A 16,639-nucleotide genomic window follows, 5' to 3' on the forward strand; every position below is an offset into this window, starting at 1 on the left:
CCGATAGCCCCCTACCCGATGCCCGGCGCGGCGGAACTGCCGGATAACACCGTGCGGTGGCGGATCGAGCCGCGGCGCTGCGTACTGCTCGTCCACGATATGCAGCACTATTTCCTGGCGCCGTATTCGACGGACCGGGAACCGCTGACCGCGCTGCTTCGCAATGTCACCGCACTGCGCGATCTGTGTGCGCGGCTGTCGATTCCGGTCGTCTACACCGCCCAGCCCGGCAGCATGACCGACGAGCAGCGCGGGCTGCTCAAGGACTTCTGGGGCCCCGGCATGAGCGCGGCCCCCGAACACCGCGGCATCCCGGACGACTTGCGCCCGGAGCCCGCCGATCCGGTCCTCACCAAATGGCGGGCCAGTGCCTTCCACCGCACCGAACTGCTGGATCTGATGCGGCGCACCGGCCGCGATCAGCTGCTGATCTGCGGGGTGTACGGACACGTCGGAGTGCTGCTCACCGCCTGTGACGCCTTCGCCAACGACCAGCAGGCCTTCGTCATCGCCGACGCGATCGCCGATTTCACACCCGAATTCCACCGAATGACACTGGATTACGTTGCGAGTCGCTGCGGCCGGGTGGTGGTATCCGCGCAGGTACTCGCCGAGCTGTCCGCGGCGGCCGAGGTGGCGGCGCGGTGAGCCCCGACGAATTCACTCCGCTGCTCGCCGAATGTCTCTCGGGGACAACGCCGTTCGCGCTGTTGCAACGGCCGGAATCCGGGCCGGGGGAGCAAATCGAACTGCTGCTCGGCACCGTGTCGGAGCTGGCCACCACGGCCGAATTGCCCGCGCTGGCACCGGCCGTGGACGCACACGCCCTGCTCGCCATCGTGCCGTACCGGGCCATCGGCGAACGCGGCTTCGCCCATCACAACGACGGTGCGCCGGTGCTGTGCCTCGATATCGACCGGCAGACCCGACTGCCGGTCGAGCGGCTGCGCGCCATCGTTGCCGATTGGCCGATCGAGGTCGGCCCGGGCGAATTCGATATCGACGACACCGCCTACGCCGAGTTGGTCCGTCGCGTCCTGGCCGAGGAGATCGGCCACGGCGCGGGTGCCAACTTCGTCTTGCGCCGCACCTGGCAATGCGAGGTCACCAACTGGAGCGTGCGCACCGCCGTGGCGTACTTCGTCCGGCTGCTCGCGGGGGAAACCGGCGCCTACTGGACGTTCCTGGTGCACACCGGCGGTCGCACCTTCATCGGCGCGAGCCCGGAGCGACAGGTCAGCCTGGCCGATGGCGCGGCCGCCATGACCCCGATCAGCGGTACCTACCGCTATCCCGCCGAGGGCCCCACGGTCGCCGGGGTGCTGGATTTCCTGGCCGACGGCAAGGAAACCAATGAGCTCTATATGGTGCTCGACGAAGAGCTGAAGATGATGTGCCGCATCTGTCCCGAGCCGTATGTGCACGGCCCGCGGCTCAAGGAGATGGCCCGGCTCGCGCATACCGAATATCGGATAGCCGGGGACTGCGACCGCGACTATCGCGAGGTGCTGCGCGAAACGCTGCTCGCGCCCACCGTGACCGGCAGCCCGCTGGAAAATGCCTGCCGGGTGATCACTCGATTCGAGCCGACCGGCCGCGGTTACTACGCGGGTGTGCTCGCCCTCGCCGGACGGGACGAACGCGGCCGCCCGCGCATGGATTCGGCGATCATGATCCGCACCGCCGAGGTGGATCGCGCGGGCCGATTGCGTATCGGCGTCGGCGCGACCTTGGTGCGTGATTCGGATCCGGCCGCCGAATCGCGTGAGACCCGCGCCAAGGCCGCCGGTCTGCTCGACGCGCTGCACAACCGCGCCCGCATCGGAACCACCCGTGATCTCGGTGCGGATCCCGCTGTGCAACAGGCGCTTTCGGATCGGAATGGGCCGTTGGCAACGCTCTGGTTGCGACCGACGGCTGCCGCGCGACCGCATGCCGGTCGCCGGGTACTGATCGTGGACGCCGAGGATACCTTCACCGCGATGGGCGCCCGGCTGCTGCGCGCGCTCGGTCTCGATGTCACCGTGCACCCATGTGGCGCACCGTTCGAACCCCGCCACTATGACCTCGTGGTCATGGGCCCCGGTCCGGGTGATCCCCGTGATCTGTCCGATCCCAAGATCGCCCGGCTGCACATGCTCACCCGCGCACTGCTCGACGGTCCGGTGCCGTTCTTCTCGGTCTGCCTGAGCCATCAGGTACTCAGCACCCAGCTCGGCCTGGACGTAGTCCGCTGTCCGGTCCCGAACCAGGGCGTGCGGCGCCGCGTCGAGCTGTTCGGCGCGCCGGAATCGGTGTACTTCTACAACACCTTCCAGGCCCGTCATGACGACGCGGTCTACTGGAGCCAGCGCCGCTCGGGTCCGATCGAGGTCTGCCGTGATCCCCACACCGCAGCGGTGCACGCATTGCGCGGCAACGGATTCGCCTCGGTACAGTTCCACCCGGCCTCGGTGATGACGACCAATGGCTCGGCCATCGTCGATCGCCTGATCACACCGCTGCTGTTGGGCGAATCCGTCGGCAGCGCCGCGGCCGACTACTCAATGAGCTGACTACTCATTGACCAGTATGTGATTGATTACTAACGTTGGGAATGTGAGTACACCGGCGAAAGTGCGGATGTCCTCGGAGGAGCGGCGTGAGCAGCTCGTTACCGAGGCCATTGCCGAATTCGCGGTCGGTGGCTATATGGGGACGGCGACGGAAGCGATCGCCCGCCGGATGGGCGTCTCGCAGCCATACCTGTTCCGGTTGTACAAAACCAAGAAGGCGATCTTCCTCGCGGCCGCCGAACGCGCATTCGACATCGTCGAGCAGACCTTTCGGGACAATGCGGTCGGCGACACCGAGGAAGAGCGCCTGGCGGCGATCGGGGACGCCTATATCGGGCTGCTCGCCGACCGCCAACTGCTGACCTTCCAATTGCACGTCTACGCCGCGGCCAGTCTCGACGAGGAGATCCGCGACCTGAGCCGGGTGCGCTACCAGCGACTGTTCGATCTGGTGCACGAGCTGACCGGAGCGGACGCGGCCGCGCAGTCGAAATTCATGGCCGACGGAATGCTGCTCAATGTGGCCAGCGCACTCGATCTGAACCTGCCCGACTAACCCTCGCACCCCGAATAACGCTCGGATCCTTGGCCTTCGCCGTGTCTCGGGAACTAAGTGATCACTAACTAACTCAGGGAAGAAACTGATGACACACCCCGACAAGAATCGGATCGTATGGACCTTTGTGGTCTGCGGCTTCGCGGTCTTCATGGTGTCGCTGGACAACCTGGTGGTGTTCAACGCGCTGCCCACCATCCGTGCCGAACTGCACACCGGCCTCGATGGCCTGCAGTGGACGGTCAACTCCTACACCCTGACCGAGGCGGTGCTGCTGCTGGCGGGCGCCTCGCTCGGTGACCGCTTCGGACGTAAACGGGTTTTCGCGCTCGGACTGGCGCTGTTCACCGCGGCCTCGGCGGCCTGCGCGTTGGCACCGTCGATCGAATTCCTCATCGGCGCCAGGGCGATCCAGGGCATCGGTGCGGCGATTCTCATCCCGCTCACCCTGACGCTGCTCGCCGATGCCGTGCCGCCCACGAAACGCGGTGCGGCCATTGGCATGTGGAGCGCGATGAGCGGTTTGGCGGTCGGGCTCGGACCGGTGGTCGGCGGTGCGATCACCGACGTCGCCTCCTGGCAGTGGATCTTCTGGTTGAACGTGCCGATCGGGGTGTTGCTGCTGCCCATCGCGGTGTGGATGGTGCGCGAAAGTTACGGCGCGCACGGCTCGTTGGACGTGGTCGGCAATGTGCTGGTGGCCGCTGGACTGTTCGGTGTCGTGTTCGGTGTGATCCGGGGCAATGACCACGGCTGGACGAGCGTGGGCGTGCTCGGCCCGATTGTCGCGGGTGCGCTGGTGCTCGCGGCATTCGTGGTGTGGATTCTGCGCGCGTCGGCACCGATGGTTCCGCCCGTGCTGTTCGCCGGTCGCGGTTTCACCCTGACCATCCTGACCGGATTCGCCATGGCCGTCGGCATGTTCGGCGCGATCTTCCTGCTGGCCCAGTTCCTGCAGACGGTGCAGCACTATTCGGCGCTGAAGGCGGGCGTGTACACCCTGGCCTGGACCGCGATGCCGACCTTCACCGCACCGATCGCGGGCATTCTCATCGATCGGATCGGCGGCAAGCCGGTGCTGGTCACCGGGTTGGTGCTGCAGACCATCGGACTCGGCTGGCTGGCCGCCATCACCGATCCGGAGGTGTCGTATGCGGCGCTGGTCCCCGCGTTCGTGATCAGCGGTGCCGGAATGGGTCTGTTCTTCCCGCCGATCGCCCGGCTGGCGCTGGAATACGTCGCGCCGGAGCACGAAGGCGTCGCCTCCGGTGTGTCCAATACCGTGCGCAATCTCGGCACCGTCATCGGAATCGCCGCGCTCGGCGCGGTTTTCACGGCCAAGGGCAGCTATGCGACCGGACAGACCTTCACCGACGGTTTCGCGCCCGCGGTGTGGGCGGGCTGCGCGATTCTCGGCGCGGCCACGCTGTTCGCCATCGCGCTGCCCGGGCGGAGCGCCACCGCGGCGTCCGAACCGGCCGATGTGGTCGTCGAGCCCGAAGCGGCACCGGCCCGAGGTTGACCGCTGTGACACCGAATCTTGATGGGAGGTAATGATGTTCGAGAAATTGGGTGTGTTCGTCTACACCTGGCGCAAGGCGGTGCTCGCACTGACGCTGCTGTTCGCGGTGGTGGCGGGGGCCTACGGCGTCGGAGTATTCGGCGATATGGTGCCCAACGGTTTCGAGGCGCGTGACGCCGAGAGCAGGCAGGCCGCGGAACTGGCCGAAAAGGCATTTCCGCAGCGCGCGCCGGATGCGGTCATCGTGTACCGCTCCACCGACAAAACCGTCGACGACTCCGCCTTCCGCACTGCGGTGCAGAACCGGATCGCGGCGCTGCCCAAGGATGTGGTCAGCGGATCGGTCGACTTCTGGAGCACCGGGGCGCCGGATCTGGCCAGCCGGGACCGGCATGCCACCTATGTGGGGCTGAACCTGGCGGGTTCGGATGACAATGCCAAACAGGACAGCTATCTGAAGATCAAGGACAAGCTCGGCGTCGATGGGCTGCGGACCATCCGCGGCGGCAACACTCCGGCCGGATACGAGGCCGGTGAGCAGGTCGGCAGCGATCTCGGCATGGCCGAGGGACTTTCGTTCCCGGTGCTGTTCATCCTGCTGGTGATCGTCTTCGGCGGACTGGTCGCGGCCAGCCTGCCGTTGGTCGTCGGCGGCCTGTCGATCCTCGGCTCGATGGCGGTGCTGCGGTTGCTGGCCCAGTTCACCGATATCTCGGTATTCGCCATGAGCCTGGTCACCATCCTCGGCTTGGCCGTGGCCATCGACTACGGCCTGTTCATCGTCAGCCGCTACCGCGAGGAAACCGAACGCGGCCGGGAGGGCGCCGACGCCATCGTGCACACCCTGGCCACCGCGGGACGCACCGTCGCGGTATCCGGTATCACGGTCGCGGTGGCGCTGGCCTCGATGAGCTTGTTCCCCTTCGTATTCCTGAAGTCCATGTCCTACGGCGGTATCGCGGCGGTGCTGCTGTCCATGGTCTTCTCACTGATCGCGCTGCCCGCGGCGCTGGGCGTGCTCGGCCATCGGGTCAACGCGCTGTCGCTGTGGAAACAGCGTTCGGCCGTCCCGGGCGATGGCGGCTTCTGGTACCGGCTCGCGCACGGCGTCATGCGGCGCCCGATCGCGGTGACCGCGGTCGCCATCGCACTGTTGCTGGTGTTGGCCGCGCCGCTGCTGAAGATCGACTTCGGCGCCAATGATGCTCGTCAGCTGCCCGAAACCGCCGAGGGGCGACAGGTTTTCGAGATGCTGGCGCATGATTTCGACGGTGACGGTGCGAAGACCATCGACGCCGTGTTGAAACTGTCCGGTCCCGCGGACGGGCAGCAGAGTGAACTCGCCGCCTATGCCACCCGACTCGACGGCGTCGCCGGTGTTCGCAATGCCCAGATCACCGGTGCGGAGGGCACGATGGCGTCGGTGTCGGTGTCGTATGACGGTGCCGCGGTATCGAAGTCGAGCCGAGAACTGCTCGACCGCTTGCGGGCCCAGCCGAAACCGCCGGGCGCGACGGCGTACTTCGGCGGTGAGACCGCGGCGTACGACGATACGCTGCGCAAGCTCGGCGCGGTGCTGCCGTGGATGCTGCTGTACATCGCGGTGTCCACCTACGTGCTGCTGTTCCTCGCCTTCGGCTCGGTCTTGTTGCCGCTCAAGGCGATTGTGATGAATCTGCTGTCGCTGTCGGCGACCTTCGGCATCCTGGTCTGGATATTCCAGGAGGGACACCTGTCCGGCCTGCTCGGGTTCGATCCGACCGGCAATATCGAGCCGAATATGCCGATCATGTTGTTCGCCTTGATCTTCGGCCTGTCCATGGACTATGAGGTGTTCCTGCTCTCGCGGGTGCGCGAACAGTACGACCGGCTCGGCGACCCCACCGCGGCGGTCGCGACCGGCGTGCAGCGTACCGGCAGGTTGATCACCAGTGCGGCACTGCTGATGTGTGTTCCGCTGGCGGCCATGGCCTTCAGTCAGGTACTCACCATGAAGCTCTTCGGCGTCGGCATGGTGGTGGCGATCGTTCTCGACGCTACGATCGTGCGGATCCTGCTGGTTCCGGCGATCATGCGCCTGCTCGGCCGTGCCGGATGGTGGGCACCTGGTCCGCTGCGAAAGCTGTACGCCCGGTTCGGCATTCAGGAATCCGATGGCGAACCCGCACCGGCCGAAGCGAAGCCGTCCACCGAGTCGGACGTGCCCGCGCTGACCTGACCCGCACATCTGATCCCCGGCCGTCGAATCCGGCGGCCGGGGATTACCGGCTGTGGTAACCGGTGGCGTTCGGGCCGGTAGCGAAGCAGCGTTCGATCGCGGCCAAGGTATCGGTGATCGTCTGCTCGCGCGTGACCGCGTCGATCCCGGCCCGATCGAGCACCAGCGACGCCAGGCCGTGCACCGTGGACCACGCGGCCATTTCGGCATTCGGCCGATGCGTCGGATCGGTGAATCCGACCTCGACCAGTTCGTCGAGCAATTCCGACAGTAGGTCGAAGGCAGGCGAGTCGCGCTCTTCGTCATCGGCGGTGTCGCAGAAGGCAGTTCGGAACAGCCCCGGTTCGCTCATCGCGAATGCGATGTATCCGCGCCCGGCGGCGTTGAGCCGGGTGACTCCGTGTGTCCCCGGCTCGAGTGTGGCCAGTGCCGCCGACATCGCTCCGAAAAGGCTGCGCTGCGCCTGCTCCTTGGCCACACACAATAGCTGCCCATGATTGGTGAAATGCCGATAGGCCGCCGTCGGTGTAACCCCCACGCGCCGCGCAGCCGCCCGCACGGTCACTGCCGAAGGCCCACCGCGCCCCGCCAGTTCGACCGCGGCCCCCACCAGAGCACTACGCAGATCCCCGAAATGATAAGAACCCTTGCGACCAGTGCGCTTCACCGCAGACCCCAAATCAGCCACCCCGACGATGCTGGCAGCTGAACACCTCGCATGACAACCGAACCTGCCCGAATTGAGTGGTCGAGGGTGCCGGTCGGTGAGAGGGCCTCGCGACAGCCCCCACGCCACAAAGTGGACGTTCGGCGGCTCGCACGGTGCGATCTGGCAAACTCGGCGGAACGGGATGTCGTGACCTGGCCTGTCAGGTCACCTGGGGTCAGGTCGAGTTCGGCCTGCACGCCCGCGGCGGTTCAACGGCAACAATCCCGCGAGCCGGTTGAGATAGCGGTTCGGTATCGGCGGCGGTGGCTGTTGTCGGCGATGAAACAGCCTGCGTCGCGGCATGACTGTGATAGACGATGCTTCAACGTGGTCTGAAAGCAGCCAACTGACGCCGCACGTCAGCGCGGTGCCGCCCACCGCAAGCAGTCCGCTGGCTGGCATCATTTGACTCCAGACCAGGGCGCATTGCTCAGCGAATGTCGCCTCGGGAGGGGTGTTCCCAGCGATGAGGCTGTATTCGTAGCTATTGACAGCGAGGACGAAGAAGGCGCCGGTGAAAAGGCCGATGGTCTGCGTGTAGTCCCGACCGGTCCGTCCGAATAGCAGCACGATCCCCGTAAACAAGAACCCGGCAAGTACACCGGCGAGTTGGGAGTGGGTTGTGGCCGAAGTGATGGCGCTCCATCCGTGGGTCGTGCACTTGCCGTCCGTCACGGCGGCGATGGTTGCATGGGGGATGGCCTGGGATCCTTGGTACCGAGCTGGCAATTCATCCAGCCCCCTTGCCGTCAGGTGATGATCCTGGGAAGTACCAGTCGATCAAATCATCGACGGCACAGCGCATTCGCCCGCGCCATAGGATCATGAGGAGTTGTGGACGAATGTGCCGTGCTGCGGGTACCGAGGTTCCGTGTGCTCGCCGACGGCATCGTGACCGACCCGGTGGCTACCGCACGCACACCTGAGTGCGTGGATGTTGTCGCGATCGATGACCGAAACCGGCTCTGTCATCTCGTCGTAGCCGCCGGTACGGCAAGGATCGTCGAGCGGCTGGAACTGCCCGCCCGTCCCGTTGGCCGCCCGACCATCGGGTCCTGGGGCGCCGATCGGTTGGATGTGTTCGTCCGTGATGTCGAGACGCGGTTGTGGCATTGCGAATTCGACGGCGTCTGGGGGTCGCCGCGGCTGGCTCGGTCCGAGGGGGCGGTATCGGATGCGAGCTTCGTCAGTTGGAGCCGCGGCCGATTCGACGTCTTCAGCACGGGCGCGGACGGCGTGCTCGAACACTATTGGTATCAGCAGCCGATCGGCCTGATGGGACCGGAGAGCTTGGCCCGTCCCGTGGTCGGGCAGCCCGCCGTGGTGGTAACGAGCCTGTATGGGCTGGAAATTGTCGCGCGCGGCAGCGTCGACGGGGTGTTGCGGCGGCAGTACCACGTCCCCGAGGAGCGCACACACGAGTGGACCTCGACACCGATGCTGCCCGGCCGCGCCACCTTCGATGTCGGTCCCGATGTCGTGCCCTCGACTGGGGAATCGCTGCGCTGTACCGGTGATCCGACCCTGGTGTGGTGCCGGGGCATCGGTGCGGTCGAGAACCGCCTGGTTGCCTTTGCGCGGCAAGAGGATCGCCTTGTCCAGTTCGAACCCGGGCCCGCCTGGCCGACCGGTCGCGGTAACCGCGTACTGACCGTGCCCTCGGTGGCCTCGGATCCCGTGGCGGTCTCGGCCCGGCCCCGCCGCGTCGATGTGTTCTTCGGGGTATCCGCGGGGACGGTCGGCTGGCTCACCACCGATACGGGCGGTTCCTCGGCACGCCACCGCGTGCTCGACGATGGAATCGGCTCGGTCGGCCGCCCCGCGGCGTGTTCGAGTCGACCGGATCGGCTGGACCTGTTCGTCCGCACGGCGGCGGGCGAATTGCGCACCGGACGGTGCGAGGTGAACGGGGAGCAGTGGAATGCCTACGCCTGAGTGGCGGCGCGCATTGGTCGCGATTCGGTCCACCGATGGTGGGACCTACGGCGCCGGATTCCTCATTACCGAGCGGCACATACTGACCTGCGCCCACGTCATCGGCGATGCCACCGGAGCAGACGCTGCGGCCGATGTGGTGCCGACCGAACAGGTGCTGGTGGAGTTCACGCAGGTGCCCGGCGGTGCACCGATCGAGGCAACGGTGGCGGCCTGGTCGCCGGTCGATGATGTACACACGGGTGACATCGCGGTATTGCTGCTTGCGAGCGCCCCGCCCGCCGCCCCGATCCGCCTGCTGGATTCGGATTCGACGACGTTGTGGGGGCATTCTTTTCGCGTCTACGGATTCCCGGAGGGCCATGACGAGGGGCTGTGGGCGACCGGTGTGATCCGGGATCGAGTGGGTGGTGGCTGGTATCAGCTCGAGGATGTCAAGGTGCCCGGTTCGGCGATCGAAGGCGGCTTCAGCGGTGGCGCGGTGTGTGACGACCTGGCCGATGGCGTGGTCGGCATGGTGGTTGCTCGCGACCGTGCGGCGGCCCGCAAGATCGGCTTCATGCTGCCCACGGCGCTCATCGCTGCCGTGGTGGCGCAGTTCGGCGTGGAGTTCGGGGCGGCCCGATCGGCGATGGGACTGCTGTCGAATGTGCCGGCCTTACCCACTCAGTTCGTCATACGGTCCGTGGCATCGGAGCTCCGCGCCGCGCTACTGGAGCCGGCCGAGGACGGCGCGCGGGTCGCTGCGGTAGGCATGGGCGGCGTCGGAAAATCCGTTCTCGCAGCGGCTGTTTGCCGTGACGAGCGGGTACGGGCCGCTTTTCCGGACGGCATAGTCTGGGTGGAGTTGGGCCCGAATCCGGTGACGCCGATCAGACAAGCGCAGGTGGCGGCCGCCTTCGGGCAGCAGGGTGTGGTCTTCGCCGACGTTCAGCAGGGCAAGGCGCTGCTCACGCAGTTGCTGGCAGGGCGGCGTTGTCTGCTGGTCGTCGACAATGTCTGGGCGGCACAGGATCTCGGCGATCTCGATGTTGTCGAGGCGCCCGGACGGCTACTGGTCACGACCCGGGATACCGCCATCGTGCGAGCAGTGGGCGCGACCTGTTTCGAGGTGACCGGGCTGAGCATCCGGGAGTCGCTGGTGTTATTGGCCCGGTGGGCGCGGCTCGCGGTGGAGGCACTTCCGCAGGAGGCGTTGGAGATCGCGGCCGAATGTGGCTATCTGGCGCTGGCGCTGGCGATGGCGGGCGCCATGATCGCGGGCCGCCCGGAGCGCTGGCCAAGAGTGCTGCGCCGATTGCGCCAGGCCGATCTCGCCATGATCGCCCAACCGTTCAGCAACTATCCATACCCAGATCTGTTGCGTGCAATCAGCGTCAGCGTCGACGCGCTTGATCCCGCCGATCGCGCCCGCTATCTCGAACTCGCGGTATTCGACCGGAGGAATCCGACCGTCGGTGCGGCACAGGCGCTTTGGCAGCACGCAGGACTCGATGAGCTCGACGTGGCGGAGCTGCTCGACCGCCTCGCCGACCGATCGCTGATCCATCTCGATAGTGACGGCCGTTTCGGGATGCACGATCTGCAATTGGACTATGTGCGCCACCAGGTTTCAGATCTGACGCAGCTGCATCGGCGATTGGTCGAGGCATATCGGGAGCAGGCGCCGGGCGGTTGGCAGCATGGTCCGGATGACGGCTACTTCCATCGCAACCTGCCGCATCACCTTGCCGCAGCGGGCGCGGGCGAAGAGCTGCGCGCGCTGCTGTCGCATCTGGCGTGGTTGCAGACGATGCTCTGGGCCACCGACGCGACGGAGCTGATCGCCGCCTATCGGGTACTGCCGCAGTCGGACCCGGTCGCGGTCGTCGGCGACGCGTTGCGGCTGAGCAGCCATGCGCTGGCTCGCGGTAGGGGGCAGCTGCCCGCCCAGATGGTCGGGCGTCTCGGCGAGTCGCAGTGGCCTCGAGTGCAGGAACTGGTTGCCGCAGCATCCGGCTGGCGCGGCGAACCCTGGCTCCGACCGCGAGCCGCGAGTTTGACGGCCCCGGGCGGGCCACTACTGTTCACGCTGGTCGGGCATACCAGTCCGATTCGTGATGTCGTGCTCACACCCGATGATCGGTATGCGCTGTCCGGTGGCTGGGATGGCGCGGTGCGCGTCTGGGATCTGGCGGACGACGGCCGTGAAAGGTATGTGCTGCAAGGGCATTCGGGTGGTGTATGGAAGCTCGCGGTATCGGCCGAGGGCCGCTATGCGATGTCCGGATCAGCCGACGGCACCATTCGCGTGTGGGACCTCGCCGACGGCAGCACTCGGCATGTGCTGCGCGGGCACCAGGCCGCGGTGTGGTCGATCGCGCTCGTTCCGAGCAGCACTTTGCTGGTGTCGGCATCGGTCGATATGACTGTGCGCGTGTGGGATTGGGCGCTCGGCCGCGAGGTCCGGGTGCTGCGCGGGCATACAGGTATCGCGTACACGGTGCTCGGGGCGCGTGGCGGACGGACGATCGCGTCGAAGTCCGAGGACGGCACGCTTCGGATCTGGGATCTCGAAACCGGCACGCACACATGGTGTTTCGACACCGGCCAGCGCGGTGTGCAGTCGCGCGCGATGGCGTTGACCGATCGGCACGCGCTGTGCGCGGGCGACGATGGCACGGTGTACTGCTGGGATCACCGGGACGGATCGGTCGTATGGATCGACCGGGATCCCGCCCGTGGGCAGGTGTGGTCCATCGCGGCGACACCCGACGGCGGGCATGCGGTGGTCGGCTGTGCATCGGGGGAGGTGCTGTTGCTGGATCTCGAAACGGTTTCTCCCGCAGTCGAAATCGGTGTGCACAGCGGATGGGTCGAGATGGTGGTGGTGGCTCCGGATGGGTATCACGTGCTGTCGGGCGCCGACGACGGCATCCTTCGGTTGCGTGATCGCCGGATCGGGGATGAATCGGCGCGGACGCTGCGTGGTCATACGGGGTGGATAGCAGTCGCCGCGTTCAGCTCCGACGGAACCCGCGTGGTATCCGCCGCGAACGAATCCATCTTGCGGGTGTGGGATCTGACCGTTTCGCCGACTCAGCGTGGCGCTCCGATGCACGCCGCGTGGGTCGGGGCGATTACCGCGGTAGCTGACCACACGGTTGTGGCCGCTGCGGATGACGGATCGGTCTCGGTCTGGGATATGGCGACCGGACGGCGATCGACAACTGTCGCGATGACGGCCCCCGCGGTCGCCGTCGTCGAGGTGGCGAATCTCGGGTGGATGGTATTGGACCAGCTGGGTGCCGGAATGATACTTCCCGGCGAGGCCTTGGGCAGTATGTCGAATCAGGCTGACATCGGCGCGGAGATGCGGTGGGATGCGACGGGCGAATCCGACCCTGCGCAGGTGGTGCGCCGCGCGGTCGCCCGGAACGCGGTGCGGGGAGCCGTCGCCGTGGACGGATGCCTGGTGGTGGCGTCGACCACCGGGTTGCGATTCTTCGGGCCCGCCGATTCGATCGGGGACCTCGACGCGGGAGCGATCGACGCCGAGCTGGCGGAGCCACCACGAATGCTGGTGGTCGACGCCGGTAACCGCCACGTCGTGGTCGGCGGCATCAGGGGACAAGTCAGCGTGTGGGACGTAACGACCCGCCATCAGATCCAGACCTATCGAGGGCGCGGCGGCCCGATCATCAGCCTGGCGACAGCAGCCGACCAGATCCTGTCCGGCTGCGTCTCTGGGGTGCTGTCGTCCTGGCGACTCGGATCCCCGGAACTGGTTTGGGAGCAGCAGGCGCACGATTCGCTGCTGACCGGCATCCTGATCGTCGGGGACCGGGTCGTGACCGGTGGCGGCGACGGTGCGATCCGGTTGTGGCGACTTACCGACGGAGCGCTGATCGGCGTGCTCGCCGAACTCGATGCACCCGTGCGCGCCATCGCGGCGCTGCACGGGGGGCAGCGCATCGCCGTTGGGGCCGGCGACCTGCTGGCCGTCTACGACCTCGAATCCCGAGCCGAGGTGGCCTGTTTCAGCGGCGACGGCCGCATCACCGCGATCGCGCCCTTACCTGACGGCGGTGTGGCATGTGGTGAGGCGGCGGGCGCCGTACACATACTCACGTTGTGCGAACAGTGAGCCTCATGCTCCCGGCTTCCACGACAGCTTTACCGTCAGATGGCCCTCGACCGACGTCTTGGCAATCACCGCGCCGGCCTCGGCGTTGAGCTTGATACCGAACTCCAGATCGACCCCGTCCGGTTTCAGGCTGCCGTCGCGGAACACCGCCAACGCGGCCGCCGCGGCCCGCTGAACGTCAGCAAGTGCATCCTCGAAGCGACGATTCACCTCCACCACACCACCGCGTCCGACCCGCTGCACACCGGCATCGGACGGATCACCCTCGACCACGATCACGCCACCGTCGCCGGTACGGAAACGCAAGAGTTCGCTCATTCTGCAACGGTACCGGTATTCTCTTGCAGCGCACTATCTTTGACCAATGATCGGAGTAATGCTGGGACTCGGCGCCTATCGCGACACCGCGCGGCTGAGCGCCGCTCGGGCACAGCGCATGACGGGGCTGGAATTCGTTGTCATCGAACATCCGCCGCGGAACTTCCCGCCCGAGGCATTCCCCGGATACGCCAAACTGTCGCTGTTCGATCTCGTGGCCGCCGATCACATCTGCTACCTGGACGCCGACGCGGTCGTGCTGCGCGAGTGGCGGCCCGCCGCACTAGCGGACCGTGCCGAGTTCATCTGTGTCCGTGACCAGTTCATCGAGCTGTACCCCGACTACGACGCCGATATCCCGCGGTCTACGTACTTCAACTCCGGCATGTTCATCGTGAATCGCCGCGCCCATCGCCCGGTATTCGATCTCGCGAGAAAGCTGTGGCGCGATAACGCGCGGCCGCTTCCGATCGAGGATCAGTCGGCCCTGAACTACGCGGTCCACACTCTGGGCACCCCGACCCATTTCCTGTCCGACGAATACAACTATCTGCGTGCTCACATCGACGGTCGCGCCGCCGACGAGGGTGTCGTGGTCGCTCATTACACCCCGTCCGGGATCGCCCACGCCCACCGCAAGCTCCTCGACCTACTGCGCCACCGATGAGCGTGTTGCGAAAGCCGTTGGTCCGCTGTGAATCAGTGCGAGCCGAGGGGGCTGAGCGACAAGAGTCATTTGGTGACAGAAGGCTGGTCGCGGTGTTCCCCGGCCGTGCGATCAATCATGAAATCAGCGCCCGTTCGCGATGAGGGCGAACCACCGGGAAGCAACCGTGGTGAGGATGGAACGCCGACCGAGAATTGACGATGAAGGCTCACCTTCACAATCTGTTGACGGAAGCGGTTGCGGCACACCGACTGTCGCAATCACCGATCGGCCACTTTGCTCGCTGGGCATGCCGAGACGGACTGTCCGAGTGGGTGGCTGGCCTCCGGCCACGCGTGGCGGGCGGTTCGCGCCCATCGATACGTGCGACAACGACGAAGGTCGGCGACCGGCTCGGCGGTTAAATGACAGCAACATTCCGTCTGTTCCGCTGAACCAGACCAGGGGATGGCCGACTGCGGGATACGACGTCGCCATTCTCGTCCAGGTCGGTGCTTCCAGGGCTACTGGATGCTGATGTATGGCTGCTCAGGGCCAATTTCTTCGGTCATGTCCAGCGATCATCGGTCAGCGCTGTCGAAAACAGTGGTCGAGACGCCGCCTCTGCGATAGGAGAATCCGCCCTCTCGGAAGCACCTAGTTGCTACCATCTAGCAATCTTCCAGTGGTGGGGCCCTGCGGTGTGGAGAGGCGGATTGCCATGGTTCCCAGGTGGTGTCGATGGGCTGGGGCGGTTGCCATGTTGGCGGCGGCGACCGCGGCATGTTCGTCGAATAAGGATGAGAAACCGGCGGCGTCGGGGGCGACAAGCGCCGTGACGACGAGCCAGGTGGCGGACACCGGGAAGTTCGTGGTCAGGTACGACCGTGCGATGGCTTCCGACCTGGCCAAGGACGGCAAGAAGATCGCCCAGGACAATAAGGTCATCGATGATCTCGCCGAGGCCCTGGGGAATGTGTACAAGCTGCCCAAGGACGTTACGGTCGTCGGCAAAGAATGTGGTGAATTCAACGCTTACTGGGACCCGCAGAAGCAGTCGATTGTCCTCTGTTACGAGATGTTCGGAATCGCCGAGAAATTTGCCAAGGCGCAGGCGGAGGACGATCTCACGTTATTCAACGTGTACTTCGACGGCATAACGCGCATGATCACCCTCCATGAGTCCGCACACATGGCGATCAACCTGTATTCGCTGCCCACGACGGGACGCGAGGAGGATGCTGCGGACCAACTCGGCGCCCTGATCCTGTTGACCGCCCCCGGCGTTGGCGGCCTCGGTGGTTTGGGCGCGGCTTCGGACTTCTGGTTCGCTGTCTCCGATGATCCGGCAAGCCTGGATGCGCGTTCCTATGCCGATCAGCACTCGCTGTCCCAGGTACGCGCCTACAACCTGTTGTGCTGGCTATACGGCGCCGTACCCGACAAGCTCGGGATGCTGGTGCAACAACCGGGCCAGCCGGAGGAGAAGGGGCTCCTGCCATCTCAGCGTGCCGTCGGGTGTCCCGACGAATACAACAGGATGCGGGCCTCGTGGGAGACCCTTCTGAAGCCCTATATCAAGATCGAGCTGGGCCTTCCCACCACCGCCACCGCCACCACCTCCGCCCGTGCGACCCCTTCCGCCACGACCACCCCGACGCGGTAGCTGAACTGTCGAAAGCGGTCCGCTCCAGCGCAGGTCCTGCCGGTTCACCGACAACACCAGCGCCGAGGTTCCTCTTGCCATGCATATTCTGGTCGAACACGACTCCGGCCGGCCGACGGTGACAACAATTCGTCGACGAAAACGGTTGCAGCACAGCGACTGTCGCCAGCAGCAACGGCCACCTCACTGCGCTGGCAGGCTGCGCCCGGGGGCTGATCGCGGTCAGCGACGATATCCGGTTCGGTCGAGCGCGTGGCCTCATAGCTACATGACGGCAACATTGTGTCCACGCGCTGAGGCGGGCGTGTCAACAACCAGCTGCGGAATCGCGACGTCGTTATTCTCGTTCAAATCGGTGCTTCTCGGGCCTTTGTGGGCGATTGCAGCT

12 protein-coding genes are annotated in these 16,639 nt (G+C 65.9%); 9 read left to right on the top strand and 3 right to left on the bottom strand.

The window, feature by feature from the left end; genetic code table 11:
• Positions 1-18: 18 nt before the first annotated feature.
• The 5 genes from ACQP0C_RS18765 (at position 19) to ACQP0C_RS18785 (ending at position 6,851) form a co-directional block, all read left to right on the top strand.
• Positions 19-648, top strand: coding sequence for an isochorismatase family protein (locus ACQP0C_RS18765; RefSeq protein WP_433734588.1), 630 nt, complete (start codon positions 19-21; stop codon positions 646-648).
• Positions 645-2,555: an anthranilate synthase family protein gene (locus ACQP0C_RS18770; RefSeq protein ID WP_433734175.1), complete on the top strand. Its 1,911-nt coding sequence runs from the start codon at positions 645-647 to the stop codon at positions 2,553-2,555. Before ACQP0C_RS18765 ends, ACQP0C_RS18770 begins: the two co-directional genes overlap by 4 nt.
• 43 nt (positions 2,556-2,598) lie before the next feature.
• Positions 2,599-3,111 carry a TetR/AcrR family transcriptional regulator gene (locus ACQP0C_RS18775; RefSeq protein ID WP_433734176.1) on the top strand — a complete coding sequence of 171 codons (513 nt, stop codon included), beginning with the start codon at positions 2,599-2,601 and terminating at the stop codon, positions 3,109-3,111.
• An 88-nt stretch (positions 3,112-3,199) separates the two neighbouring features.
• On the top strand, positions 3,200-4,633 hold the full coding sequence (locus ACQP0C_RS18780) for a DHA2 family efflux MFS transporter permease subunit (protein ID WP_433734177.1): 1,434 nt from the start codon (positions 3,200-3,202) through the stop codon (positions 4,631-4,633).
• Positions 4,634-4,667: 34 nt separating this feature from the next.
• On the top strand, positions 4,668-6,851 hold the full coding sequence (locus ACQP0C_RS18785; protein WP_433734178.1) for an MMPL family transporter: 2,184 nt from the start codon (positions 4,668-4,670) through the stop codon (positions 6,849-6,851).
• A 43-nt stretch (positions 6,852-6,894) separates the two neighbouring features.
• On the opposite strand, the gene ACQP0C_RS18790 is transcribed toward ACQP0C_RS18785, so the two are convergent.
• The gene (locus tag ACQP0C_RS18790) at positions 6,895-7,518 is read right to left on the bottom strand and encodes a TetR/AcrR family transcriptional regulator (protein WP_433734179.1); all 624 of its coding nucleotides are present in this window, start codon (positions 7,516-7,518) and stop codon (positions 6,895-6,897) included.
• A 207-nt stretch (positions 7,519-7,725) separates the two neighbouring features.
• Entirely contained in the window at positions 7,726-8,235 is a 510-nt protein-coding gene (locus tag ACQP0C_RS18795; RefSeq protein WP_433734180.1) for a hypothetical protein, read from the bottom strand.
• A 159-nt stretch (positions 8,236-8,394) separates the two neighbouring features.
• On the opposite strand from ACQP0C_RS18795, the gene ACQP0C_RS18800 reads away from it, so the two are divergent.
• A complete protein-coding gene (locus ACQP0C_RS18800; protein WP_433734181.1) occupies positions 8,395-9,495 on the top strand; it encodes a hypothetical protein in 1,101 nt (366 codons plus the stop codon).
• Positions 9,482-13,621 carry an NB-ARC domain-containing protein gene (locus tag ACQP0C_RS18805; protein ID WP_433734182.1) on the top strand — a complete coding sequence of 1,380 codons (4,140 nt, stop codon included), beginning with the start codon at positions 9,482-9,484 and terminating at the stop codon, positions 13,619-13,621. The genes ACQP0C_RS18800 and ACQP0C_RS18805 overlap by 14 nt, the downstream gene beginning before the upstream one ends.
• 3 nt (positions 13,622-13,624) lie before the next feature.
• On the opposite strand, the gene ACQP0C_RS18810 is transcribed toward ACQP0C_RS18805, so the two are convergent.
• Entirely contained in the window at positions 13,625-13,939 is a 315-nt protein-coding gene (locus tag ACQP0C_RS18810; RefSeq protein WP_433734183.1) for a CU044_2847 family protein, read from the bottom strand.
• A gap of 46 nt (positions 13,940-13,985) precedes the next feature.
• Here ACQP0C_RS18810 and ACQP0C_RS18815 point away from each other — a divergent pair, with 46 nt between their 5' ends.
• Both ACQP0C_RS18815 and ACQP0C_RS18820 read left to right on the top strand, forming a co-directional pair.
• Entirely contained in the window at positions 13,986-14,606 is a 621-nt protein-coding gene (locus ACQP0C_RS18815) for a glycosyltransferase (RefSeq protein WP_433734184.1), read from the top strand.
• Positions 14,607-15,345: 739 nt separating this feature from the next.
• Positions 15,346-16,251 (top strand): DUF4344 domain-containing metallopeptidase, encoded by a 906-nt coding sequence (locus ACQP0C_RS18820; protein ID WP_433734185.1) that lies wholly within the window; start codon positions 15,346-15,348, stop codon positions 16,249-16,251.
• The last annotated feature ends 388 nt before the right edge of the window (positions 16,252-16,639 follow it).

The sequence above is a fragment of the Nocardia sp. CA-129566 genome (genome assembly GCF_050956075.1).
Lineage (GTDB): Bacteria > Actinomycetota > Actinomycetes > Mycobacteriales > Mycobacteriaceae > Nocardia.

What these genes read in the sequence shown, in the direction of transcription:
- ACQP0C_RS18820 (WP_433734185.1), top strand. Translation starts at nt 15,346, where the DNA reads ATGTTGGCGGCGGCGACCGCGGCATGTTCGTCGAATAAGGATGAGAAA.
- ACQP0C_RS18810 (WP_433734183.1), bottom strand. Translation starts at nt 13,939, where the DNA reads ATGAGCGAACTCTTGCGTTTCCGTACCGGCGACGGTGGCGTGATCGTG.
- ACQP0C_RS18785 (WP_433734178.1), top strand. Translation starts at nt 4,668, where the DNA reads ATGTTCGAGAAATTGGGTGTGTTCGTCTACACCTGGCGCAAGGCGGTG.
- ACQP0C_RS18805 (WP_433734182.1), top strand. Translation starts at nt 9,482, where the DNA reads ATGCCTACGCCTGAGTGGCGGCGCGCATTGGTCGCGATTCGGTCCACC.
- ACQP0C_RS18815 (WP_433734184.1), top strand. Translation starts at nt 13,986, where the DNA reads ATGATCGGAGTAATGCTGGGACTCGGCGCCTATCGCGACACCGCGCGG.
- ACQP0C_RS18780 (WP_433734177.1), top strand. Translation starts at nt 3,200, where the DNA reads ATGACACACCCCGACAAGAATCGGATCGTATGGACCTTTGTGGTCTGC.
- ACQP0C_RS18765 (WP_433734588.1), top strand. Translation starts at nt 19, where the DNA reads ATGCCCGGCGCGGCGGAACTGCCGGATAACACCGTGCGGTGGCGGATC.